The 24,169-nt window shown below is 65.3% G+C and carries 22 protein-coding genes; 9 read left to right on the forward strand and 13 right to left on the reverse strand.

What is annotated here, in order from left to right:
• Window positions 1-13: 13 nt before the first annotated feature.
• Both AC0L3J_RS10930 and AC0L3J_RS10935 read right to left on the reverse strand, forming a co-directional pair.
• Window positions 14-1,564: a hypothetical protein gene (locus AC0L3J_RS10930; RefSeq protein WP_473346943.1), complete on the reverse strand. Its 1,551-nt coding sequence runs from the start codon at window positions 1,562-1,564 to the stop codon at window positions 14-16.
• A gap of 94 nt (window positions 1,565-1,658) precedes the next feature.
• Window positions 1,659-2,612, reverse strand: coding sequence for a hypothetical protein (locus AC0L3J_RS10935; RefSeq protein WP_473347308.1), 954 nt, complete (start codon window positions 2,610-2,612; stop codon window positions 1,659-1,661).
• 289 nt (window positions 2,613-2,901) lie between these two features.
• Here AC0L3J_RS10935 and AC0L3J_RS10940 point away from each other — a divergent pair, with 289 nt between their 5' ends.
• Window positions 2,902-3,273 carry a Crp/Fnr family transcriptional regulator gene (locus tag AC0L3J_RS10940; RefSeq protein ID WP_473346944.1) on the forward strand — a complete coding sequence of 124 codons (372 nt, stop codon included), beginning with the start codon at window positions 2,902-2,904 and terminating at the stop codon, window positions 3,271-3,273.
• Complete coding sequence (locus tag AC0L3J_RS10945; protein WP_027520235.1) at window positions 3,270-4,082, forward strand: MBL fold metallo-hydrolase; 813 nt, start codon at window positions 3,270-3,272, stop codon at window positions 4,080-4,082. Before AC0L3J_RS10940 ends, AC0L3J_RS10945 begins: the two co-directional genes overlap by 4 nt.
• A 212-nt stretch (window positions 4,083-4,294) precedes the next feature.
• Here the strand turns inward: AC0L3J_RS10945 and AC0L3J_RS10950 are convergent, their stop codons facing one another.
• The 3 genes from AC0L3J_RS10950 to AC0L3J_RS10960 all read right to left on the reverse strand — a co-directional run bounded on the left by AC0L3J_RS10950 (window position 4,295) and on the right by AC0L3J_RS10960 (window position 6,430).
• The gene (locus tag AC0L3J_RS10950) at window positions 4,295-4,792 is read right to left on the reverse strand and encodes a TPM domain-containing protein (protein ID WP_473346945.1); all 498 of its coding nucleotides are present in this window, start codon (window positions 4,790-4,792) and stop codon (window positions 4,295-4,297) included.
• A gap of 3 nt (window positions 4,793-4,795) precedes the next feature.
• A complete protein-coding gene (locus AC0L3J_RS10955) occupies window positions 4,796-5,683 on the reverse strand; it encodes a TPM domain-containing protein (protein WP_473346946.1) in 888 nt (295 codons plus the stop codon).
• 138 nt (window positions 5,684-5,821) lie between these two features.
• Window positions 5,822-6,430, reverse strand: a complete 609-nt coding sequence (locus AC0L3J_RS10960) for a LemA family protein (RefSeq protein WP_027520238.1) — start codon at window positions 6,428-6,430, stop codon at window positions 5,822-5,824.
• 183 nt (window positions 6,431-6,613) lie between these two features.
• Between AC0L3J_RS10960 and AC0L3J_RS10965 the strand changes: the two genes are divergently transcribed.
• Genes AC0L3J_RS10965 through AC0L3J_RS10975 form a run of 3 tightly spaced genes read left to right on the forward strand, consistent with a single transcriptional unit; the run spans window position 6,614 to window position 9,834 of the window.
• Window positions 6,614-7,468 carry an enoyl-CoA hydratase gene (locus AC0L3J_RS10965; protein ID WP_473346947.1) on the forward strand — a complete coding sequence of 285 codons (855 nt, stop codon included), beginning with the start codon at window positions 6,614-6,616 and terminating at the stop codon, window positions 7,466-7,468.
• A gap of 5 nt (window positions 7,469-7,473) precedes the next feature.
• Complete coding sequence (locus AC0L3J_RS10970; RefSeq protein WP_473346948.1) at window positions 7,474-8,622, forward strand: acyl-CoA dehydrogenase family protein; 1,149 nt, start codon at window positions 7,474-7,476, stop codon at window positions 8,620-8,622.
• A gap of 15 nt (window positions 8,623-8,637) precedes the next feature.
• Window positions 8,638-9,834 (forward strand): acyl-CoA dehydrogenase family protein, encoded by a 1,197-nt coding sequence (locus tag AC0L3J_RS10975; RefSeq protein WP_473346949.1) that lies wholly within the window; start codon window positions 8,638-8,640, stop codon window positions 9,832-9,834.
• 197 nt (window positions 9,835-10,031) lie between these two features.
• Here the strand turns inward: AC0L3J_RS10975 and AC0L3J_RS10980 are convergent, their stop codons facing one another.
• From AC0L3J_RS10980 to AC0L3J_RS10990, 3 genes are all read right to left on the reverse strand, one after another.
• Window positions 10,032-12,350, reverse strand: coding sequence for a xanthine dehydrogenase family protein molybdopterin-binding subunit (locus AC0L3J_RS10980; protein ID WP_473346950.1), 2,319 nt, complete (start codon window positions 12,348-12,350; stop codon window positions 10,032-10,034).
• A 145-nt stretch (window positions 12,351-12,495) separates the two neighbouring features.
• A complete protein-coding gene (locus tag AC0L3J_RS10985; protein WP_473346951.1) occupies window positions 12,496-13,371 on the reverse strand; it encodes a dihydrodipicolinate synthase family protein in 876 nt (291 codons plus the stop codon).
• A gap of 64 nt (window positions 13,372-13,435) precedes the next feature.
• Window positions 13,436-14,401, reverse strand: a complete 966-nt coding sequence (locus AC0L3J_RS10990) for a VOC family protein (RefSeq protein WP_473346952.1) — start codon at window positions 14,399-14,401, stop codon at window positions 13,436-13,438.
• Window positions 14,402-14,597: 196 nt separating this feature from the next.
• Between AC0L3J_RS10990 and AC0L3J_RS10995 the strand changes: the two genes are divergently transcribed.
• On the forward strand, window positions 14,598-15,464 hold the full coding sequence (locus AC0L3J_RS10995) for a S1C family serine protease (protein ID WP_473346953.1): 867 nt from the start codon (window positions 14,598-14,600) through the stop codon (window positions 15,462-15,464).
• Window positions 15,461-15,832, forward strand: a complete 372-nt coding sequence (locus tag AC0L3J_RS11000; RefSeq protein ID WP_106945913.1) for a response regulator transcription factor — start codon at window positions 15,461-15,463, stop codon at window positions 15,830-15,832. The genes AC0L3J_RS10995 and AC0L3J_RS11000 overlap by 4 nt, the downstream gene beginning before the upstream one ends.
• Here the strand turns inward: AC0L3J_RS11000 and AC0L3J_RS11005 are convergent.
• From AC0L3J_RS11005 to AC0L3J_RS11020, 4 genes are all read right to left on the reverse strand, one after another.
• Window positions 15,829-16,902, reverse strand: a complete 1,074-nt coding sequence (locus AC0L3J_RS11005) for a sensor histidine kinase (protein WP_473346954.1) — start codon at window positions 16,900-16,902, stop codon at window positions 15,829-15,831. The genes AC0L3J_RS11000 and AC0L3J_RS11005 overlap by 4 nt on opposite strands.
• Window positions 16,889-17,581 carry a response regulator transcription factor gene (locus AC0L3J_RS11010; protein ID WP_473346955.1) on the reverse strand — a complete coding sequence of 231 codons (693 nt, stop codon included), beginning with the start codon at window positions 17,579-17,581 and terminating at the stop codon, window positions 16,889-16,891. Before AC0L3J_RS11010 ends, AC0L3J_RS11005 begins: the two co-directional genes overlap by 14 nt.
• Before the next feature lie 97 nt (window positions 17,582-17,678).
• Entirely contained in the window at window positions 17,679-18,128 is a 450-nt protein-coding gene (locus AC0L3J_RS11015) for a hypothetical protein (protein ID WP_473346956.1), read from the reverse strand.
• A gap of 311 nt (window positions 18,129-18,439) precedes the next feature.
• Entirely contained in the window at window positions 18,440-20,782 is a 2,343-nt protein-coding gene (locus AC0L3J_RS11020; protein WP_473346957.1) for a Tex family protein, read from the reverse strand.
• Between the two features lie 300 nt (window positions 20,783-21,082).
• On the opposite strand from AC0L3J_RS11020, the gene atzD reads away from it, so the two are divergent.
• Window positions 21,083-22,195, forward strand: a complete 1,113-nt coding sequence (atzD, locus tag AC0L3J_RS11025; RefSeq protein ID WP_473346958.1) for a cyanuric acid amidohydrolase — start codon at window positions 21,083-21,085, stop codon at window positions 22,193-22,195.
• Between the two features lie 125 nt (window positions 22,196-22,320).
• On the forward strand, window positions 22,321-23,790 hold the full coding sequence (locus AC0L3J_RS11030; RefSeq protein WP_473346959.1) for an amidase: 1,470 nt from the start codon (window positions 22,321-22,323) through the stop codon (window positions 23,788-23,790).
• Window positions 23,791-23,828: 38 nt separating this feature from the next.
• Here AC0L3J_RS11030 and AC0L3J_RS11035 read toward each other — a convergent pair whose 3' ends face one another.
• Window positions 23,829-24,149: a hypothetical protein gene (locus AC0L3J_RS11035; RefSeq protein WP_354061762.1), complete on the reverse strand. Its 321-nt coding sequence runs from the start codon at window positions 24,147-24,149 to the stop codon at window positions 23,829-23,831.
• Window positions 24,150-24,169 lie beyond the last annotated feature (20 nt).

The following is a 24,169-nucleotide window of genomic DNA, read 5'->3' on the forward strand; positions in this document are numbered from 1 at the left end:
ATCGCTTGTGGGCTTAACGCGTCTTGATGAAGCACATGCCGATGCGGCGCGAGGCCGCGGCAGCCTGACAGGTCAATCCTTTAGCACAGCTCCATGACGTAAAACTCTTGTCGGCCGATCCCGATCCCGCATTTTCCAAGGAACAATGCCCGCCCCAGCCGTCCTGATATTCGGTCCCCGCCAGCTCAGTGCTGCCGCGGGTCTGCGGTCGGCTGGCAAATCCGCGTGAGAAGTCAGGGCGTTTGCCTGCGGCCATCGCGGTCAGGATGTCGCGGCGGCGGACCTGGTCGCCCAGAAAATGCGGCGAAGCCGGCACGATGGTCGCATTGGACGGCTTGTCCGCGAGCCAATCGACGCCCGGGAAATGAAAGCCGCCAATGCCGCGGGTCTGGTGGCAGCCGGAACAGGTGACGTCGTTGAGGCGGCGCTGGAAGCCCGCGACCGAGCGGACGTTCTGCAGATCGATGCCACGCGCCGCCGCCTGCTTCAGCGCACCAACTACGTCGTTGTCGGAGAAGACCGGCTCGCCTTGCCCCTCTCCGTTGCCCTCCCCTTGCATCATCCCGAACTCCGGCTGCAACGGAGAAGCATCGAGGCCGGCCGGCGTCGGCACGATTGCAGCCTTGGCGAGGAATTTCTCCGGGATCAGCACCGTGCCGCGATCGAAGTCGCGAAGATGATCGGACGCGAGCAGCCAATCCCTGAAGTCGCGCCGGAGATCATTGTCGGCGAGAATGCGGTCGCGGTCGATCTGGTTCTCCAGCGTCGATTCCTCGAAGGTCTTCGAGGCAGCGTCGTACTTGAACACCATGAGCAGATAGTCGGAGCGGAAATCGTGCAGCGCCGATTTCGCTGCCACCGAGATCTGAACATTGGTCTCGATGCGATCGAGCATCGCGTCGTAAGGGAAGAAATCGCTGCCGATCAGCCCCTGCCAGTCGCCATTGCCGAGCCAGCGTCGCGCGACTTCGGCGCAGGTGATCGGCTTGCCGTTCCCGTCCGTCTGCCGCGCATCGCGCGCCTTCATCACCAGATTGAGCGTCATCGGCAGCCGCGTTGCGGCCTTGCTGCCGTCCGGCTTGGTCTCGAAACGCGCGAGACGATAGATCAGCCTGATCTCGCCGCAAGAGTCTTCCGAGACATAGGCGCGGTCCATGCGGTTGACGATGCCGGCCAGCACGAAGCGGGTATCGCGGGATTTCAGATTGGCGCGATCAAACAATTGTACGTCGAAGTCCTCGCCGACGCCGATGGTCTCGGTCGGATATGCCGCCTTCTGCCGCGCGACGTAACGGTCGATCTCGGCGTCGATTGCGGGGCGAATTTCCTTGAGCTGCGACAGCCACGAAAACATCAGATCGGTCGTCAGCGGAAAGTTCGCGTTCCGCTCCGGCCACAACAGACGCGAGATCGTGAGCGCATCGTGCTGGTCGAGCTCGCGCAGGAGATCGGGATCGGTGATCGCCGTGCCGCGCGCCAGTTGCGCGTTCTCCGCGGCCAACAACGACACGATGCCGCCGAAAAACACGGCGGCGGCAACGAGAATTCGCAAGGCGCGGCTCATGCCTCAGGTAACACCGCGCAGGGACGGCTATTCAAGCAAAAAGGCGCTTCACATGGTGGTGAAGCGCCTTTTCGGAAATCGGATGATGAGCCGCTCAGCGCGCCACGATCAGCCCCTTGCTGGTGACGACCACCCAGCGGCCGTCTTGGCGGCGGATCGCATCGACACGGCCGACCCCCGGGATGGGGTCACCGGCATAAACCTCGTAGAGCCCACCGCGGCCCTCGACCAGTGCACCACCGTTGGAGACGTCGCGGAGCACCCAGCCTTCGACGGTCGGCAACCGGCCGACCTCGGTCTTGGGTACAGCGGGAGCCGGCGCAGCTACGGCGGTCGCAACCTGGGCCGGCGCGATCGAGCCGGTGGTCTCACGGGCCGGCACGGCGGCTGCGGCCTGGGCGGGCGCCGCCGGCGGGGTGGCACGGAGCTTGTCGACGGTCTCGGACAGCTTCGCGATCTTGGCCATCGGCTCGGCCTGCGCCTTCTCGAGCTTGTCGAGGCGGTCGTTGGTCCTGTTGAACTGGCCGAGGCCGGTCTTGGAGGTATGCTCGACATTGGCCTTGAGCGCGACGACATCGGCATCGATCCGGGCGACCGAGGATTCCAGCGCGCTGGTGTCGGCAACCTGTGCCGGCGCCGGGCTTGCGAAGTGCATCATCCCTGCGGTCGCGAGCGCGCCGCTGATGGCGCCGACACTGGCCGCAATCGCCACCACCGCGGCCATGGCCGACAGGCGGCGCTTGCCGCCGGTCTCGCGTGGCTCGTCTGCTTTCACATGCGGCGCAAACTCCTCTCGGTCCCAGGACCGCTCCGCGGGTGCCATGACGATGAGCTTGCCGGGCTTTGGCTCGGACCTGGTTTCAGGCTTGGCCTCGAACTTGGGCACCTCGATCCGCGGCGGCTCGATCTTGACCGGATCAGGCTTGGGCGGCGTCTCGTGGTCGGGGGCAATCGAGGGGGCCTCGATGCCGGCAGCAGCCTCGATGGCCTGCGGCACGGTCGCTGCGGCTTCGACGACGCCAGTATCCTGGGCGGCCTGCTCGGGCATTGGTTCGCTCACGGCTCAAATACTCCAGTCTCGGTTGACCTTTTGGTAACTTTCATTGCTTGCGAATTCCTTACCTGCGGACCCGCTTACCGAAATTTTAGGAACTCATCCGGGGCCGAATTGGGCCGGGAACGTGGAACCGGTGTGACGCTGTGCAACAAATTGTCAGCCGATGCTGCCCTGCGGCAGGCCACGTTCCCGCCAGAACAGGCTGTTTGCCCGCCCCTGTTACCCCGCTAACATGACTGCCTGTCAGCCAGAACGGCTGCAGAGGCCCTTGGGGGGTGTCATGACGATCGAGAAGTGCATCAACGAGTTTGGCGTCGATGACATCATCTTCGAGGAGGGCTCGACCGGCCGCGAGCTTTACGTTGTCCTCGACGGGGAGGTCGAGATCGCCAAGATCAGCGGCGCCAGCAAGACCAGCATCATCAAACTCGGCAAGGGCGAATTCTTCGGCGAAATGGCCGTGATCGACGGCTCGGCACGTTCGGCGACCGCGATCGCGGCGGCGCCGAACACCAGGGTGATGAGGGTCAACCACGCCCGCTTCGTCTATCTCGTCAGCCAGCAGCCGGCGTTTGCGCTGATGGTGATGGACGCGCTGTCGAAGCGCCTGCGCGCCGCCAACGCGGTCAGCTACCGGGCGGCCCAATCATGAGCGACGGCAAGCCGACGGCCTTTCCGGTCCTGATGAAGAACGACACCTGCTCGCTGATCCAGGCGGCGGACGACGTCTACCAGATCCGTTTCTCCAATCGCGCCGCCAACGTCTATCTCGTGCGCGGCTCGGCGCGGACCATCCTGATCGATACCGGGCTGTCCTCGAATTATGCGGCGATGGTCGAATGCCTGAATTTCGTCGGCTGCCCGCCGGAGAAGATCGACATGGTGGTGCTCAGCCACGAGCATCTCGACCACATCGGCGCGGCCTGGCACTTCAACGAGCGTCGCACCTTCGTCGCCGCCCATCGCCTCGCAGCCAACAAGATCATGCTGCGCGACGACTTCTCGATGCTGCGCAAGATGTTCAACGAGCCGAACGTGCCTGTTAACATCGACATCTGGCTCGAGGAGGGCAATCTGATCGACCTCGGCAATTTCCGTCTCAACGTGATGCACACGCCCGGCCACACCTCGGCCTGCATCACGCTGTTCGACCAGGACAAGGGGCTGTTGTTCGCCGCCGATACGCTCATGCCAGGCGGCGTGATGGGCGGCGTGTTCGGCTCGGGCAGCATCGCCGACTACATCGAATCGCTGGAGCGGCTCAAAGGATTGAACGCGAAGATCCTGCTGTCAGGCCACGGCCGGCTGTCGGACACGCCACAGGAAGACGTGCGCATCGCCATCGCGCGGTCGCACGGTCTACTGGAGGACACCGCACAATTGTTCGACGCGCTGGATGCGCGCTCGAACTTCGAACCGATCATGCAATCGGTGCGGGATCTGAACAAGCTGGACGATTAGGTGGGCTGGCGGCTGCGTGTGCCCGCGAGGCGAAGCACCGATGTCCCCACAACGTCGTCCTGGCGAAAGCCAGGACCCATACCGCGAGGTCTATCGGTTGTACGCAGCAGGCGTACCGAACGATAAATCTTCGCCAAACTTCTCCCTGGGGTAATGGGTCCTGGCTTTCGCCAGGACGACAGCGGGGCTCCATCACCGCCTGCTTGTAGCGGCTACATCACCACCGGCGCATCCGGCAACTCGTTCGCATGCGGGCCCCGCGACGGGAAATGCTTCGCCAGCTCTCGCGACACCGCCTCAATCCCGCCGATCAGGCCGCGCTCGAATTGCCCTGACCTGAAATCCGCCTCCATCGCGCGGCAGATGCCCTCCCAGCCCTCGGCGCCAACCTTCGCATCGATACCGCGGTCGGCGATGATCTCGACATCGCGGTCGGCAAGCAGGAGATAGATCAGGACGCCATTGTTGTGCGCGGTGTCCCAGATGCGCAGTTGCGAGAACACGTCGAGCGCACGCACGCGCGCCGGCTGGTTGCGAAACAGCGGGCCGCCGTCGAGCGCGCCTTCGACCACGAAGCGAACCTGGCCGGAATGGCTGGCTTCGCCGCGCTTGATCGCCTGCTCGATGCGGTCGAGCACGTCCTTCGGAAACACCTGCCTGGCACGCCAATGGTGCTGGAGCAGATGCAGAGTGATGCGCCTGATGGTCATGACCTACCAGCTCCCCGAGGCGCCGCCGCCGCCAAAACTGCCGCCACCGCCGCTGAAGCCGCCGCTCGATGACGATCCGCTGCTCCAGCCGCCGGACGACGAGCCGCTCGACCACGAGCCACGACGCGAGGACCCCGTGCCCGATCCCGCCCCAAATAGATCGGCGATAAACGTCAGGACGGCGCCGAGCAAACCGACGCCCAGTCCAATGACCGCGGAACCGATCACGAACCAGGCGAGGACACCAACGATCGCTCCCGTTATCCCCGAACCGAACAGCCGCCCGAACATGGAGCGCAGGATGCCGCCGATGACCAGCGGGCCGAACAGCAAGAAGTAAAAAAGCGGCTCGACGTCGTTCCAATCGCCGAAATTCACGCTGCGCGAGGGCGTCGGCAACGGCTCGCCGTCGATGACGCGGATCATGCGGTCGACGCCCGCCGTGATGCCGCCGGCAAAATCGCCACTCCTGAATTTCGGCGTGATGGCTTCGTCGATGATGCGCCGCGACGTGACGTCGGTAAGCGCGCCCTCGAGGCCGTAACCGACCTCGATGCGAAGGTGTCGGTCGTTCTTGGCCACGACGAGGATGGCGCCGTCGTCGACCTTCTTGCGTCCGATCTTCCAGGCCTCCGCAACGCGGATCGCGAACTGCTCGATCGTCTCAGGATCCGTCGTCGGCACGATCAGGACGACGAGCTGGCTGCCTTTGCGGGTCTCGAAGTCCTGCAGCTTTTGCGACAGTGCGGCGATGTCGCCACTGGAGAGCGTGCCGGTCTGATCGACCACGCGGCCGGTGAGCTGGGGTATGGCGACATCGGCTGAGGCGGGGAATACCGAGCCAAACAATAGCGAGAATACGATTATCGTGCGCCACACATGCGCTGTCATCGCCCGGCTCGACCGGGCGGTCCAGTATTCCAGAGACGCCAGCGAGATACGGAGATGCCGCGGCGTACTGGATTCCCCGCTTTCGCGGGGAATGACGGCGGTGGGTGGGGCTGCGCGCATGCGCGAAATAGCGCGCACTTACTTCGACGGCGCGGGCGCCGGATTGAAATCGACCTTCGGCGCGGTCGAGATTTCCTTCTCGTTTCCGACCGAGAAATTCGGCTTCTCCTTGTAGCCGAACATCATCGCGGTGACGTTGCTCGGGAACGAACGGATGGTGACGTTATAGTCCTGCACCGCCTTGATGTAGCGGTTGCGCGCCACCGTGATGCGGTTCTCGGTGCCTTCGAGCTGCGACATCAAATCCTTGAACAGCGCATCCGACTTGAGCTGCGGGTAGTTCTCGGTGACCACCAGAAGCCGGGACAGCGCGCCGGAGAGCTCGCCCTGGGCCGCCTGGAATTTCTGGAATGCGGCGGGATCGTTCAGCACCTCGGGCGTCGCCTGGATGCTGCCGACCTTGGCGCGGGCATTGGTGACGCCGAGCAGCACGTCCTTCTCCTGCTGCGCAAAACCCTTCACCGAGTTGACGAGGTTGGGCACGAGATCGGCGCGGCGCTGATACTGGTTCACGACCTCGGACCAGTTGGCCTTGATCTGCTCGTCCTCGCTCTGGATGGCGTTATAGCCGCAATTGGTGAGGCTCAACGAGGCCAGCGCCGCCAGCACGGTCAGGATCTTCCGCATCAAATTTCTCCCGGTGGAATCGGGCGCAAGCTACCAGATTGCGCGCGCGAGATGCCAGACATCTTGCGTGCCGGCCGAAGCCGCGAAAGGCAGCCGATGTACGCAAGCCTCTTGCTTAATCCCGGCTGTAATAGTCAACTTGAGGGAACAATAATACCGGGTCGGGAACGCCAGGGGAACGCGATGAGTTCGTTCGAGACCATCCTCGTGGAGAGGCCGGAGCCGGCGATTGCCCGGATCGTGATGAACCGGCCCGACGCGCGCAACGCGCAGAACCTGCAAATGACCTACGATCTCAACGCCGCCTTCGATCAGGCGGTGCAGGACGATGCGGTCAAGGTGATCATTCTGGCCGGCAATGGTCCGCACTTCTCCTCAGGCCATGACCTGCGACCCGGCAGCAAGAATGAAGCGGGCGTGGATTTTCCGCCGATCGGAAATTGGGGCGGCTTCGCCGAACCAAACGCTCATGGCCGCTTTGCGCGCGAGCAGGAGATCTATCTCCAGATCACGCGGCGCTGGCGCAACCTCGCCAAGCCGACCATTGCGGAGGTTCACGGCAAGTGCATCGCCGGCGGCCTGATGCTGGCCTGGGCCTGCGATCTCATCGTCGCCAGCGACGATGCGCAGTTCTGCGATCCCGTGGTCACCATGGGTGTCTGCGGCGTCGAATGGTTCGTGCATCCCTGGGAGCTCGGCCCGCGCAAGGCCAAGGAATTCCTGTTCACGGCAGACAGCTGGAGCGCACAGGAGGCGCACCAGCTCGGCATGGTCAACAAGGTCGTGCCGCGCGCGGAGCTTTCATCCGCCGTGCTGGAGCTCGCGCGCCGGATCGCGTCGAAACCATCCTTTGCGCTGAAGCTGACCAAGGAAGCCGTGAATCGTTCGGTTGACGTGATGGGCCAACCGGCCGCAATCGACCAGGCCTTTGCGCTGCATCAGCTCTGTCACGCGCATAATCTTCAGGAATTCGGCATGGTGGTCGATCCATCCGGCCTGCACCCCTCCGTGCGTAAGCCGCCGGCGGCCGCGGAGTAGACAGGATGGATCTCAATCTCACCGACGAGCAACGCCTGCTGCGCGAAAGCGCGGAGCGCTTCGTGGCCGAAAGCTACGATGCCGATCACCGCCGCAAGATGGCGAACGATCCCCTCGGCTTCAGTCCGGCGGTGTGGAAACAATTCGCAGAACTGGGCTGGCTGGCGCTGCCGATTGCGGAGGAGTTTGGCGGGCTCGGCGGCAGCGCGGTCGAGATCGGCATTTTGATGGAAGCCTTCGGCCGCGGGCTGGTGTCGGAGCCGTATATCGCAACAATCGTGCTTGGCGCTGCGTTGATCGAGCGATGCGGCGGCACGGCGCAGAAGCAGGCAATGCTGCCGAAGATCGCGGATGGATCGTTGAAGCTCGGGTTCGCGCATTCCGAGCGCGCGGCGCGGTTCGATCTTGCCAAGGTCGCAACGACTGCGAACAAGACGGCGCAAGGCTGGCGCCTGGCCGGCAGCAAGATTGCCGTGCTCGACGGCCACGCCGCCGACGAGATCATCGTCTCCGCGCATATCCATGATCATCAGGGGCCATCGGCGCGGATCGGCCTGTTTCTGGTGCCGGCGACGACGCCGGGTGTTGCGATCTCCGACTACGAGCGGCTCGGCGGCGGGCGGGCCTGCAACATCGAGCTGTCGGACGTGCAATTGCCGGAGGATGCCTTGCTCGACAATGGGCATGACGCGCTGCCGGCCATCGAATGGGCCGTTGACCGCGCCATGGCGGCACTCGGCGCCGAAGCCGTCGGCATCATGCAGGTGCTGCTGGACACCACGCTGGAGTACACAAAGATCCGAAAGCAATTCGGCCGGCCGCTCTCGGCCAACCAGGTGATCCGTCACCGCCTCGCCGACATGGCGGTGCAGGTGGACGAAGCGCGCTCGATAGCGTTGCGCGCCGCGCTGAAGGTGGACGCCGATCCGGTCGAGCGCGCGCGGGCCGCGTCGGGCGCGAAGGCGAAGATCGGCAAATCCGCGCGCTTCGTCGGCGAGCAATCGATCCAGCTTCACGGCGGCATGGGCGTCACCGAGGAGCTCGAGGTCGGCGCCTATTTCAAGCGGCTGGTCGCGTTCGACACGCTGTTCGGCGGCAGCGCCCACCATTACGGCCGCCACGCCCTGCTTGGCCGCACCACCGTGCCGGCCTGAGACAAGGAGCGCATCATGGATTTGTCGTTCAATGCCGAAGAGCGCGCCTTTCAGGATCAGGTGCGCGGCTTCATTGCCAAAAATCTCACCGAGGAGATGAAGCGCGCGACCGCGCTGACGCCGTCCGTGTTCTCCGACCCCGATATCGGCATGGCCTGGCAGCGCACGCTGCACAGCCGCGGCTGGGGCGCGCCGGGCTGGCCGGTCGAGCATGGCGGTCCCGATTGGACGCCGGCGCAGCGCTGGATCTTCGAGACTGAAAGCGCGCGGGCCGGCGTGCCCAATGTCAACGTGATGGGCGTGAAGATGGTCGGGCCCGTCATCATCGGCTTCGGCTCGGCGGAGCAGAAGAATTTCTACCTGCCGCGCATTCTCTCCGGCGAGGACTATTGGTGCCAGGGCTATTCCGAGCCGGGCTCCGGCTCCGATCTCTCCTCGCTGAAGACGCGCGCGGTGCGCGACGGCGACGACTACATCATCAACGGTACCAAGATCTGGACCACGCATGCCCATCACGCCAACCGCATGTTCGCGCTGGTGCGCACCAGCGACGGCCCGCGGCAGCAGGACGGCATCAGCTTCATCCTGATCGACATGAAGACGCCGGGCATCACGACGCGCCCGATCCTCACCATCGGCGGCGACCACGAGGTCAACCAGGTGTTCTTCGACGACGTGCGCGTTCCCGTGGCGAACCGCGTCGGCGAGGAAGGCAAGGGCTGGACCTACGGCAAGTATCTGCTCGAGTTCGAGCGCGGCTCTGGCATCGCCTCGGCAAAATTGCGCGAGGGGCTCAAGGCGGTCGCGGAGCTTGCTGAATCGGACCTGACGGGCCGCGCGATCGACAGTCCTGATATCGCGACGCGCATCTCCGAGGTCGAAATCGACATCGACGCGCTGGAGATGACCGAGCTGCGCGTGCTGTCGGCACTGCAGACCGGACAGAATCCCGGTGCGGTGTCGTCGATCCTGAAGCTGCGCAACAGCGAGATCCGCCAGGCCGTGACCCGGCTCGGCGCCGACGTGATCGGCCATGACGCCCTCGCGGTCGAGCCGATGCGCCCGCTCTACAGGCTTAACCATGAGCCGGCGATGCCGGAGGAGATGCTGACGGTGATGCCGGAATATCTCAACGGGCGCGCCTATACGATCTTCGGCGGCACCTCGGAAATCCAGCGCGATATCATCGCGAAGATGATGCTGGGGATTTGAGGGGCACTGGCGCTACATTCTCACTGTCGTCCCGGCCTAGTGCGCAATTGCGCACGGGGGGCCGGGACCTATACGCCGTGACCAAGTTGTAGCGCGAAGCTGGTCACCACCAGCCGTCACCAAATCAGACTCGGTGGTTATGGGTCCCGGCCTTCGCCGGGACGACGGCGGAGATCGCCGCCACAGCGCGGGCTCAACTACCCCACCTTCGCGTCCCGGATCGCCTGCCAGATCTTCTGCGGCGTCAGCGGCGTGTTGAGCTGGGTGATGCCGAGCTCGGCGAGCGCGTCCATCACGCCGTTGGTGACGCAGGGCGGGCCGCCGATGGCGCCGGATTCGCCGCAGCCCTTGGCGCCGAGCGGATTGGTGCGGCAGGGCGCGGAATCATCCAGCGTCACCACGATCGGCGGAACGTCGTCGGCGCGCGGGATGCAATAGTCCTGGTAGCTCGCGGTGAGCAGCTGGCCGTCGGCATCGTAGGACACGCCCTCATACAGCGCCTGGCCGATACCCTGCGCCACGCCGCCATGGATCTGGCCGGTGACCAGCATCGGGTTCACGGCGACACCGACGTCGTCGACGGTGGTGTAGCGCACGACCTTGGAGACGCCGGTCTCGGGATCGATCTCGACCTCGCAGATATGCGTGCCGTTGGGCCAGCTCGGACCATCCACTTCGCCTTCGGAATCGACGCTGAGTTTTGCGCCGCTCTCCTTCTCTGCAATATCGAACAGGCTGATACGGCGGTCGGTACCGACCACGGTGAGCAGGCCGCCCTGATATTCGATGTCCTCGATCGAGGTCTCCAGCACGTTCGCCGCCTTCTCGCGCGCCTTTTGGATCAGATCGTTGGAGGAGACCGCGACCGCCGTGCCGCCGACGAACAGCGAACGCGAGCCGACGCTGCCGAAGCCCGTCGCCAGATCAGTATCGCCCTGGACCACGTCGATCTTGTCCATGGCAATGCCGAGCGTGTCGGAGATCATCTGGGTGTAGGTGGTCTGCAACCCCTGCCCCATCGCCATGGTGCCGGAATGCAGGATGACGCGGCCTTCCGACGTCGCGTGCAGGCTGACCTTTTCGGTGTGGGCACGGCCGCCGGTCCATTCTATATAGGAAGTGAGCCCGCGGCCGTAGAGCAGGCCCTTCTTCTTCGCCGCCTTCTTGCGCGCGGCAAAGCCGTCCCAATCCGCAAGCTTCACGGCGCGATCGAGCATGTGCGCGAAGGCGCCGGAATCGTAAACCTGCCCCGCCGCATTGGTGTAGGGCAGTTGCGCCGGCTTGATGTAGTTGGCTTTCCGGATCGCGCGCGGATCCATGCCGATTTTCCGCGCGGCAGCGTCGAACAGGCGCTCGACGATGAACACGGCCTCCGGCCGGCCCGCGCCGCGATAGGCGCCGACCGGCGCGGTGTGGGTCATCACCGACTTCACCTCGAAATGCACCAGCGGCAAATCATAGACGCCGGTCTGCACGAACGGCCCCAGCACCAGCGGGATGATATTGCCTGCACCTGACGAGTAAGCTCCGGTGCAGCCGATCGACTTGACGCGATAGGCCAGCACCTTGCCCTTCTCGTCGAGCGCGAAGGAAGCGGTCGAGGTGAGATCGCGGCCGTGGGTGCCGCCGACGAATTCGTCGGTGCGGTCCCCGCGCCAGCGGATCTTCCTGTTCAGCTTGGTCGCGGCGTAAGCAACGATGCCGTCCTCGGGATAGAGGTTGGTCTTCTGGCCAAAGCCGCCGCCGATATCGCCGACGAGGACGCGAACGCTGTCCTTCGGACGCTTCAGCACGGCCTCGGCCAGCACGTCGCGGGTCGAGGCCGGCGTCTGCGATTGCACATGCAGCAGAAGGCGGCCAGTCTTGTCGATCTCGGCAATAGTCGAGCGCGGCTCCATGGCCGACGGCACGAGGCGCTGGCTGACGAGATCGAGCTCAACGGTATGCGCCGCCTTGGCAAAAGCCTCGTCCACCTTGGCGGCATCGCCGTAAGCCATCGCGCCGACGATGTTGTCGGGCGCCTCCGGCCACACCAATGGCGCGCCGGGCTTGACCGCCTCGACGGGATCGACCACCGCCGGCTGCACGTCATATTCGACCACGATCGCTTCGGCTGCGTTCTGCGCGTCGGCACGCGAGGAGGCCACCACGGCGGCCACGGCCTCGCCGGCATAGCGTACGATTTCGTGCGCCAGCAGGCGGCGTGGCGGCACCGTCATCGGCTTGCCGTCGGGGCGCTTGAAGATGCTCAGCGTCGGGATGATTCCGATGTCGTCCTTGACGAGGTCGGCGCCGGTGTAGACCGCGGTCACGCCAGGCATTGCCGTGGCGGCGGCCGTGTCGATCGAGACGATCTTCGCGTGGGCATGCGGCGAGCGCAGCAGGTACAACCACAGCGCGCCATCTTCCGGCTTGTCGTCGATGAACTGCCCCTTCCCGGTGAGCAGTCGCTGGTCTTCCAAACGCTTGACGGGCTGCCCCGCTCCGAAACGCAAATTGCCGGGAAGAATGTTCATTCCGTGGGGTCCCTTAATCTCTCAAATGCGGCCGCCTTTTAGCGGATCGAGGCATGCGAGGCCAGCCGCGGTTTTGGGCGGTATATCCACGATTTCGTCATGCCCCGGGCATAGGCGAGCGGAAGCGAAGCCGTCCTATGGACGCCTAGCCCAGCTCCCGCAGGGCCGCTTCCACGATCTTGCGCGCATCGGCCGTGAGTGCGGACTGCGGCGGGACGGGATCGCCGACGTCATAGCCCTGGAAGGCCAATCCGGCCTTGATGCAGGCCGCCAGGTTGAAGCGGGCAAAAGCCTCGTTGATACGCCACAGCCTGCGCTGGAGCGCCATCGCCTCGTCCCAGCGGCCGGCCTTGCAGAGCTCGTACAGCGCGACGCTCTGGCGCGGGATGATGCAGGCGGGCCCCGCCATCCAGCCGAGCCCGCCGATCAGCATCACGGCAGCCGGGATGTGGGCGGAGGCCGAGAACACCCGCAAGGCATCGCCGCAGCGATTCATGATGGAGAGCAGCCGGCCGGTGTTGGTCGAGGCGTCCTTGATGTAGCCGATGCGCGGATGTTCGGCGAGGCGCGCGATGACGTCGAGCGTCAGATCAGAGCGCTGGAATTGCGGATTGGTGTAGATCACGACGGGGATGTCCACGGCATCCGCGATGGCGCGAAAATAGGATTCGATTTGGGCATCGGCGAGCGGGAAATAGGCTTCCAGGATCGCCAGAATGCCGTCGGCGCCGAGCTTCTGATACGCCTTCGCCTGCGCCACGGCGTCCGCCGTCGAGGTGGAGGCGACGCCCGCGACAACAGGCACACGCCCCCTTGCCGCCTCGATCGTGGTCTGCACGATCGCGCTGCGCTGCGCGGCATTGAGATAGGCGAATTCGCCAGTCGAACCGAGCGGGGTCAGGCCGTGGACGCCGGCGCCGATCAGATCGTCGCAGAGCTTCGCGAGCACATTCGTCCGCACCACGCCGTCGGCATCAACGGGCGAAACGAGATAGGGGAAGACGCCGTGAAAATCGGACATGTCAGGTGTGGATCCCGGAAACTGGCTTGCGCCTGACCGGTCTTACCAACGCTCGCGCCGGCGATCAAACCCTGATCAGCCGCACCCGCGTGCCCCAGGGATCGATCGCCTCCACGCCATTCGCCAGCGCCGTGACTTTTGCGCCGCCCTTGCGCAGGCGCTCGTCCTGCGCGGCAAGCAGGTCCGGCTTCTCCGTCACCAGCGAGAACCAGGCGAGCCCTGTTGCCTGATCGTCGCGTGCGCCGGCGCCCTGGCTCTGCCAGACATTCATGCCGAGGTGATGGTGGTAGCGGCCTGACGACAGGAACGCGGCGCCGTTGCGGCTGCGGGTCGGGTCCAGGCCGATGGCACCGTGGTAGAAGCGCTCGGCCTGCGCGAGGTCGCCGACGCGCAGATGCATGTGGCCGATGCGCAGACCGTCCGGCGCCTTGGCATAATCAGGCACGCGCGTATTGGTCAGCGACAGCAGGTCGGGAATGTTGAGCTCGTCGGCCGCCATCTTCACGCTGCCCTCGCTCCACTGCCATTGCGAGGGATCGCGGTCGGCATAGACCTCGATGCCGTTGCCTTCGGGGTCGTCGAGATAGACGGACTCGCTGACGAGATGATCGGCAAAGCCCGACAGCGGCACGCGATGCGAAGCGGCTGCCACCAGCCAGCGCGCCAGGTCCTTGCGGGTCGGCATCAGGAAGGCGGTGTGGTAAAGGCCGGCGGCGTTGCGCGGCTCGATTGCGGCATCGGGGCGGGCCTCGAGCACCAGCAGCGTGATACCGGCTGTGCCGAGCTTGGCGGCGCTGGCAGAGCGCTCCATCACGGTAAGGCCGATGACGTCGCGGTAGTAGTCCGCAACCTTGTCGAGATTTTTCACCCGGAGTGTCACCATGCCGACCCGCATCGGCGTGCGACTGGCATAGGTCGGCCCACCGCCCTGTGGTGCGCCCTCGGCGCGCGCCGCGCCCGCCGCCGCCATGGCCAGCGAGGTGGCGCCGGCAAGTTGAAGCAGGGTGCGGCGGGTGAGGTCGATGGTCATTGGTCAGCTCGCTGAAAGGTTTAGGGCCGTGCGGCGCAATTTCTCGATTGCTACACGTTGCCGTGAGCGGCTCCCAATCACATGTTCGTCGGCCGTGGTCTTACGGACCAGCTTCCCTGCTTATTTCCTGGCCATACGGCCAGTTACGCGATCGCCCGCGACATCCCAGATTGAGGACAGCTTACAGGAGCCTGCCATGACCGACTCAACTCCCCTGACTTCGCTGTCGTCCGCGCTCGCGGATGTGGTGTCCCGCACCGCGCCGTCCATCATTGCCGTCCATTCGCATCGCTCCCGCGCCACCGGCTTCGTCTGGAAGCCGGGCCTGATCGTCACCGCCGACGAGGCGCTGGCCGATGAGGGCGACGTCGAGATCGGCCTCCCCGACGGCAGCACCGCAGCCGCCACGATTGCAGGCCGCGACCATACGACGGATATCGCACTGCTGCGTGCCGATAGCGCGATCACCCCGGTCAAGCTGGCCACAATTGTCCCGCCCCTCGGCGCGTTGTCGGTCGTCGTCGCCACAAACCGCGATACGCCGAGCGCCGCGCTCGGGATGGTGTCGGCCTCCGGCAAGAGCTGGCGGTCGCTGCGCGGCGGCGATATCGATGCGCGGATCGAGCTCGACGTCCGCTTGCGCTCCAGCCAGCAGGGCGGCCTCGCGCTCGATGCATCGGGCGAGGTCTTCGGCATGGCCGTGCTCGGCCCGAGGCGTGTGCTGGTAATCCCGACGGCGACGATCGAGCGGGTCGCGGCCCAGTTAGAGGTCCGCGGCCGCATCGCGCGCGGATATCTCGGCCTCGGGCTGCAGCCGGTCCGGCTCGACGACGGTGTCGGCGCGATGGTGATGAATGTCGACAAGGCCGGCCCTTCGGCCGCGGCCGGCATCCGCCAGGGCGACGTCATCGTCGCGGTCAACGACCAGAAGCTTTCCGGCGTGCGCGCGCTGTCGCGGACGCTGGGTCCGGCGAGTGTCGGCACCGTGGTCGATGTCGCGGCGCGCCGCGGCGGCGAGCCGGTCAGCTTCAAGGTCACGATCGGCGAGAGGCCGGCGGCGTGAGCGAGGACATCGCGCCCGAGATCGTGCTGGCTTTGGAGATCGACGATCCCGCCCTCGCCGATCGCCTGGCTGCTCTGCTCGGCAATATCGCCGGGCTTCGCCTCGCCGAACCCGGCGAGAAGGCCGCAGCGGCGATCGTCACCCGCGATCCGCGCATCATGCCTGAGGACATCGCGCTGACACAGCGCGAGCTCGATGTGCTGGCGTTGATGGCGGAAGGTGGCTCCAACAAGATGATCGCGCGTCAGCTCGGCATTTCCGTCCACACCGTGAAATTCCATGTCGGCTCGCTGCTCGACAAGCTCGACGCCACCGGCCGAACCGATGCGGTGGCACATGCGGCCCGCCGCGGCGTGATCGAACTCTAGGGCGGATGCGGCGGGAAGCTGAGCTGGACCGTCAGGCCCGGCGCGTTGTCGTGCAGGGCAATCTCGGCGCCATGGAGGCGAGCGACCGCGGCGACCAGGCTTAAACCAAGGCCGTTACCCGGGGTGTAGCGGCTCTGCTCCAGCCGGTAGAAGCGTTTGAACACATGATCGCGCTGATCCGCCGGAATGCCCGGACCGTCGTCGACGATCGCGATCACTGCCCCCTCGTTGGCACTGCGGCAGGTGACGGTCACCTGCCCGCCTTTGCAGCCGTGCTTGATCGCGTTGTCGACGAGATTGGCGATGGCGTCGAACAGCAGGTCGCGATCGCCAATAATCGCCACCTCGCGGTCGCCGCCCAGGCTGAGCCGCGTCGCGACCTGTTCGGCGGCGGCATCGTAGAGCTCGACGACCTCGCCGGCGATTTCGGCGAGATTGAGGTTGCGAAACGCGCTGCGGCGGGCTCGGGTCTCAATCTCCGAGATGCGGGTGATGGAGGCGAACATGCCGAGCACGGCGTCGAGATCGGCGATGGTGTCGCCGATCAGCGCCGCGTCGGCTTCGCCGTTGCGCGGGGCGTGATAGGCCTTCTCCAGCCGACCCCGCATGCGCGTCAGCGGCGTGCGCAAATCATGGGCGACGTTGTCGCTGACCTGCTTGACCTCGCCCATCAGCGTCTCGATGCGGTCGAGCATCTGGTTGAGATTTTCGGCGACCCGGTCCCACTCGTCGTGGCTGCCGCGCAAGGGAATGCGCTGGTCGAGGCCGGACATCATGATGGCGCGGCTGGTGGCGTTGATCTCCTCGATTCGCCCGACCGTGCGGCGCGTCACCAGCACCGCGGCGAGCCCCGCGAGCACCAGCATCAGCACCGCGACAGCGATCATTGCGAGCTCGATCATCGCGGTGAAGCCGCTGTGATCGCCGGCATCGCCGACACGGTTCTGCACATAGGCGATCGTGCCGAAATAGACATAGGCCATGATCGCCGCGACGATCAGCCCAAACACCGCGATCGCGATCAGCGCAAGGCGGAAGGTCGAGGAGCGGAGCGTTTTAGCCAGGAGCACGGAGACAATATCCGATGCCGCGGATGGTGTGGATCAGCGGATAGGCCTGGGCATCATCAACCTTGCGGCGGACGCGACCGACATAGACGTCGATGATGTTGGTGGAGGGATCGAAGTGCAGATCCCAGACATGCTGGAGCAGCATCGCACGCGAGACGACGCGGCCCTCGTTGCGGACGAGATATTCGAGCAGCTGGAATTCCCGCGGCAACAGCGGAATCTTCCGGCCGCGGCGGCTCGCGCTCCGCGCGATCAGGTCGATGGCAAGATCGCCGACCCGCAGGATCGTCTCCTTGGCAACGGTGTCGCTGCGCCGGCCGAGTGCCTCCAGCCGCGCCAGCAATTCGGTGAAGGAGAACGGCTTGACGAGATAATCGTCACCGCCGGCGCGCAAGCCCCGCACGCGGTCGTCGACCTCGCCAAGTGCGGAAATGATCAGGAACGGCGCGGCGATGCCGTCGTCGCGCAACTGGCGCATTACGCTGATGCCGTCGATGTCGGGCAGCATGCGGTCGATGGTGATCACGGCATAGTCGCGCGCGGCGCCGTGGCTGAGGGCTTCGCGTCCCGTGGCGGCGAGATCGACGTCGTAGCCAGAAATCGTCAGCTCCTCGACGAGCTGGCCTGCGGTTTCCGCATCGTCCTCGACGACCAGAATGCGGCGGTGAGCTCCGGACATGACAAACTCCGCGCGACGATCGCCACCAGACTATCCCGTTCCGGGGCTGAGCGGAACCGCCCGATGACGATCGCGACAATGGTGCGGTACGGCGATGCTAGTACCAACTGTCTCCGCACACATTGACCCATTGCCACCCATAGGGCGTCAAGCTCCTGCGCCAACAGCCGTCATTGTAGCCGGCATAGTAATAGGGCGCACGGAAGACGGCGAAACGACGGAAGTGATGGTGGTGGAAGGCATGGTGGCCGTGCCAGCCGGCACCCGCAAAGCGTGGTCCGATCGCGCCATGCGCAAAGCGCGGTCCACCGAAGCCTGCTCCGCCAACATGGGCAAAGCGCGCACCGCCCATGCCGCCCACATGCATGCCGCCGAAGCCACCGGCGTGCATACCGCCACCGAAATGCCCACCACCGCCGAAATGCCCGCCGCCGCCGAATCCGCCATGACCGCCACCACCGCCACCTCTGGCGAGCACCGGTGAAGCGAGCGCCATCACCGCTGCGATCGTCACCGCGGTGAGGCCTTTGAGAAGCCTGTTGTCCATCGAAGCATCCTCCGTGCTGCGCGGCGATATTTCTACCGCGCGAGGAGGATCAGATGAGAGCAAGGGACAGGCGCCTTCAACTTACAAACGCGCCAGATTCTGACGCCGGTGTTAGGGAGAGGACCTGCTCTCTCCTCGTCATTGCGAGGAGCCCTTGCGACGAAGCAATCCAGAGTCCCGCTGTGGAAAGATTCTGGATTGCTTCGCTGCGCTCGCAATGACGACGCGGATAGAACTCTTAATACATCGAGCAGCTCAACGCGCGGAGACGCTCCGACCTCTCCCCGCAAAGAGCGGGGAGAGGTTGAAGATCACGCCCGCTTGCCGCCGTTCTTCTCCGCCGCGCGGCGCAGCGCTTCGGCGAGCGCACCGCCGCCGCCGCCGGAAGATTCCTGCTGGCGCGGGGCCGACGAAGTCATGCGGGAGGGGTTGCGTGAGCTGTTGTCCCGCTGCATGCCGGGCGCGTCCTTCTTGGCGCCGACCTCGTCGTCGAGGCGCAATGTCAGCGAGATGCGCTTGCGCGCGACCTCGAAGTCCAGCACCTTCACCTTGACGATGTCGCCGGGCTTCACCACCTCGCGCGGATCCTTGATGTAGGTCTTGGACATCGCCGAAATGTGCACCAGGCCGTCCTGATGCACGCCGATGTCGACGAAGGCGCCGAACGCGGCGACGTTGGTCACGGTGCCCTCGAGGATCATGCCCTTCTTGAGGTGCTTGATCTCCTCGACGCCGTCCATGAACACAGCGGCCTTGAACGCCGGACGCGGGTCGCGGCCGGGCTTCTCGAGCTCGCGCAGGATGTCGGTGACGGTCGGCAGACCAAACGTCTCGTCCACGAAGTCTTTCGGCTTCAGCGTGCGAACGATGTCGCTGCTGCCGATCAGCGCCTTGATGTCGCTCTTGGTGGCGCTGAGAATCCGGCGCACCACCGGATAGGCTTCCGGATGCACGCCGGAGGCGTCGAGCGGGTCCTCCCCGCCGAGGATGCGCAGGAAGCCCGCGCACTGCTCGAACGCCTTGGGGCCTAGCCGCGGCACGTCCTTCAGCGCCTTGCGCGACTTGAACGGCCCGTTGGCGTCGCGGTGTGCCACGATGCTCGAGGCGAGGCCGGAGCCGACACCCGACACGCGCGCGAGCAGCGGAGCGGACGCGGTGTTGACGTCGACGCCAACGGCGTTCACGCAGTCTTCGACCACGGCGTCGAGCGATTTGGCGAGCTTGGCCTGGCCGAGGTCGTGCTGGTACTGGCCGACGCCGATCGCCTTGGGCTCGATCTTGACGAGCTCGGCGAGCGGATCCTGAAGCCTCCGCGCGATTGACACCGCACCGCGCAAGGTGACGTCGAGATCAGGCAATTCCTCCGAGGCGAAAGCCGAGGCCGAATAAACCGACGCGCCGGCTTCCGACACCACGATCTTGGTCATCTTCAAGTCGGGCAGGCCCTTGACGAGATCGGCCGCGAGCTTGTCGGTCTCGCGCGAGGCGGTGCCGTTGCCGATCGCGATCAGCTCGACGCGATGCTTCAATGCGAGCTTGCCGAGGATCGCAAGCGCCTCGTTCCACTGCCGCTGCGGCTCGTGCGGGTAGATCACGGCGGTATCCACCACCTTGCCGGTCGCGTCGGTGACGGCGACCTTGACGCCGGTGCGGAAGCCGGGATCGAGGCCCATGGTGACGCGGGTGCCGGCTGGCGCCGCGAGCAGCAAGTCGCGCAAATTGGACGCGAACACGCGCACGGCCTCGGTCTCGGCGGCATTCCACAGCCGCATGCGCAGGTCGATGTTGAGATGCACCTGGATCTTGGTGCGCCAGGCCCAGCGCACGGTGTCGATCATCCAGCGGTCGCCGGCGCGCTTGAGGTCGGCGATGCCGAACCGCTTCATGATCTTCAGCTCATAGACGCTCGGCACGCCCGGCGGCGATGCTTCGGTCTCGGCCTGGATCTGGAGATCGAGGATATCTTCCTTCTCGCCGCGGAACATCGCGAGGATGCGGTGCGAGGGCAGCTTCGTCAGTGGCTCGGAGAACTCGAAATAGTCGGCAAACTTTTCGCCCTCGGTCTTCTTGCCGTCGCGTACCTTGGACGCCATGCGCGCATTGGTCCACACCTCCTCGCGAAGCGCGCCGATCAGATCGGCGTCTTCGTCGAAACGCTCGACCAGGATGGCGCGGGCGCCGTCGAGTGCCGCAGCGGCATCCGCAACGCCCTTCTCGGCATTGACGAAGGCTTCGGCGACGACCTTCGGATCGTTGGTGGGCTCGGCCATGAGCTGATTGGCGAGCGGCTCCAGGCCGGCTTCCTTGGCGATCTCGGCCTTGGTGCGGCGCTTCGGCTTGAACGGCAGATAGATGTCTTCCAGGCGCGCCTTGCTGTCGGCGGCGAGAATGGAGGCTTCCAGCGCGGCATCGAGCTTACCCTGCTCGCGGACCGATTCGAGGATGGCCTTGCGGCGGTCCTCGAGCTCGCGCAGGTAACCCAGGCGTTCCTCCAGCGTGCGCAATTGCGCGTCGTCGAGCGCACCGGTCGCTTCCTTGCGGTAGCGGGCGATGAAGGGAACCGTAGCACCGCCGTCGAGCAGCGCCACTGTCGCCTCGACCTGCTCCGCCCGAACCCCAAGCTCCTGCGCAATTTTCTGGTTGATATTTGCCACGCGAGAACCCCTCTATCCAAGCACGCATCGCGGAGGCGAACCACCGGCTGCGGGACGCCGCTTATGGACCAATCGGGGTTGATTCATCAAGGTGCGGCGAACGACCGTCGACAGGGGATTTTTTGCCGAAGCGATGCGATCTCGCCACAATCGTGGGTGCGACGCAGGCGACGCACATACTCCGCCGTCGTCCTGGCGAACGCCAGGACGACGAGGGGGATTGCCTCGACACCTTGACAGCAGCCCCGGTTCGACGGCTGTTTTGTCCGCCGGGCTCCTGAACCCCATGTGAGGACTATCATGCGGACGACATCGGTCGGCGTCTTCAAGGTCGCCACCAAAGGCCCCGGCGACGTCTCCGGATTGATGAGCATGATCGGCTCCGGCGCGATCGATCCGACATCCATCCTGGCGATCCTCGGCAAGACCGAAGGCAATGGCGGCGTCAACGACTTCACCCGGGAATATGCCGTTGCCGCGCTGTGCACGGCGCTGGCGCCACGGCTCGGGCTGTCGCCGCAGGAGGTCGAGCAACGCATCGCTTTCGTGATGTCGGGCGGCACCGAGGGCGTGCTCAGCCCGCACATCACCGTGTTCACGCGCAGGGAGGTCCCGCAGCGCCCGGCAGGCATCTCCGGTAAGCGCCTGAGCATCGGTATGGCGCACACGCGGGATTTTCTCCCTGAAGAGCTCGGCCGCTCCGCTCAGATCACGGAGACAGCCAACGCCGTGAAGGCCGCGATGGCGGATGCCGGCATCACCGATCCCGCCGACGTCCACTTCGTGCAGATCAAGTGCCCGCTGCTCACCAGCGAGCGCGTCGAAGCGGCGAATGCGCGCGGCCACAAGACGGCGACGACCAGCGCCTACAGCTCGATGGCCTATTCGCGCGGCGCTTCCGCGCTCGGGGTTGCGGTCGCGCTCGGCGAGATCGCAACCGACATGCGCGACGAAGACGTGCTGCGACGCTACGATCTGTTCTCGAACGTCGCCTCGACCTCATCCGGAATCGAGCTGATGCACAACGTCGTCATCGTGCTCGGCAATTCGATGTCCTCGACGAGCGAATTCGAGATCGGGCATGCCGTGATGGACGATGCGATCGACGCCGCCGCCGTGCTTGCGGCGCTGGAGAGCGTTGGGCTCCGCGCCGCACCGCAGACGACGACCGGCCGCGAGCTCGTCAACGTCTTCGCCAAGGCCGAGGCCTCGCCTGATGGCAGCGTGCGCGGCTTCCGCCACACCATGCTGGAAGATACCGATATCAGCTCGACACGGCACGCCCGGGCTGCCGTCGGCGGACTGATTGCCGGCCTTGCCGGCACCGGTGCGGTCTATGTCTCCGGCGGCGCCGAGCATCAGGGCCCCGCCGGCGGCGGGCCGGTCGCGGTGATCGCAAAACTCTCGGATTGATGCGTGCGCATGCAATGGAGGAATACCTCTCCATCCGGCGCAACCCTGCCCTTCGCGCCGCCTCAGTTGATTAAAATGTTCCCGTGCGAAACTAAGGTGGCGTCGCACGAAGAGGTTTGGACCGCATGACTTTTCCGATGAGCTGGAACGAATGGGCGCAGCACGATGGCGTGGGGCTGGCGGCGCGCGTCCGCAAGGGCGAGCTCACGGCGAAGGAATTGGCACGCCAGGCCGCCGCGGGCGTCGCCAAGGTCAATCCGGCACTGTCGGGCGTGGTCGAGCTGTTCGATGACGTGATCGCCGATCCGGCCAAGGACGGCGCCAATCTCGCCGGCCCGTTCGCAGGCCTGCCCTTCCTGATGAAGGACCTCGGCCCGACCATGAAAGGCCGGCTCCAGGAGATGGGCTCGCTGTTGATGCGCGGCAATCGCGCCGGTGCCGACACGTTCCTGACCGGCAAATTCCGCCAGGCCGGACTGAACCTGATCGGACGCACCACGACGCCGGAATTCGGCGTCTGCAGCTCGGCCGACAATCCGGCCGTCTATGTCACGCGCAATCCCTGGGATACCGACTACACCACCTGCGGCTCGTCGGCCGGCAGCGCCGCAATGGTCGCGGCCGGCGTGGTGCCGATCGCACATGCGACCGACGGCGGCGGATCGATCCGCATTCCCGCCGGCGTCAACGGCAATATCGGCCTGAAGGTCTCGCGCGGCGTGTTCTCGCTGGCACCGCACATGTCGGATCTCACCGGCCTCGTCTCGATCCAGGGCTGCCAGTCACGCTCGGTGCGCGACACCGCCGCCTTCGTCGATCACGCAAGGGGAGCGGCGCCCGGCGAGTTCATGCCGTTCTGGACCACGGCGCAGCCATATTCCGAGATGATCAAGCGCGATCCGTCAAAACTTCGCATCGCGCTGTCGCACAGCTGGGGCGACTACACCGCGACACCAGAGATCGCGGCCGAGCTGGCGAAGGCCGGCCGCTTCCTTGAAGGCCTCGGCCATCACGTCGACTACGCCTTGCCCGAGCTCGACTTCCGCGCCGCGTTCGAGGCGCAGACCACCTGCTACATCTCGAATTTTGCCGTGGTGATCTCCAACATGCTCGCCGCGCGCGGATGGGAAAAGCCGCCGGAAGATCTGATCGAGCCGATGAATATCCGGATCTGGGAAGCCGGCCGGCATACGAGCTTCGCCGAGCGGGCGAAGATGCAAGGCGTGTTCAACACGACCTCGCGCGCCTTCGGCGCCTTCTTCGAGCAGTGGGACGTGATCCTGACGCCGATTACCGCGCTGCCGACACCGAAGGTCGGCACCAGGGAATATCTCACCATCTCCGACAATCCTGACGTGCTCGACTGGTTCGGCAATCTCTGGCGCTTCTTCGCCTTCACGCCGCTCGCCAATCTCTGCGGCATGCCGGCGATCTCGATGCCGATGGCCACGCAGGACCACGGCCTGCCGCTCGGCATCCAGGCGATTGCGAAACAGGCCAATGACGGCCTCCTGCTGCAACTCGCCGCCCAGATCGAGCGCGCGCTCGACGGCAAGTGGAACGACGGCAGGAAGCCGAAGGTGCATGTGAGCTGAGCGAGTTGATCGCATTAACTTGCGATCCGCTAACTGCCTCAGTTCTTCACCGTCGGAATTTCCTCCGGCCGGGGCTGCTGCTGGCCCTGCTGGTACATTGCCAGCGCCTTTTCGAGCGCTTCGCGCAGCGCCAGCGCCGCGGCCACGCTGCAGCGCAGATGCGCGGTCTGGACCACGTCGACCCTGACGGCGGCGCCGACCGGCATCAACAAATTGGCCGCAAGCTCGATCTGGATCGCGCCGTTGTGGTGGCCGAAGCAGGATGCACCGTCGAAATAGATGATCGGCGCCCGCTCCGAGCTCGAGGTCGAAATGATGACGGGCCCCTGGCTGGTGGCGGGCGTTTCGGGATCGGCCATGGGCACTCCTTGCGGCTAGT

This window comes from Bradyrhizobium sp. Kon37, from assembly GCF_055807535.1.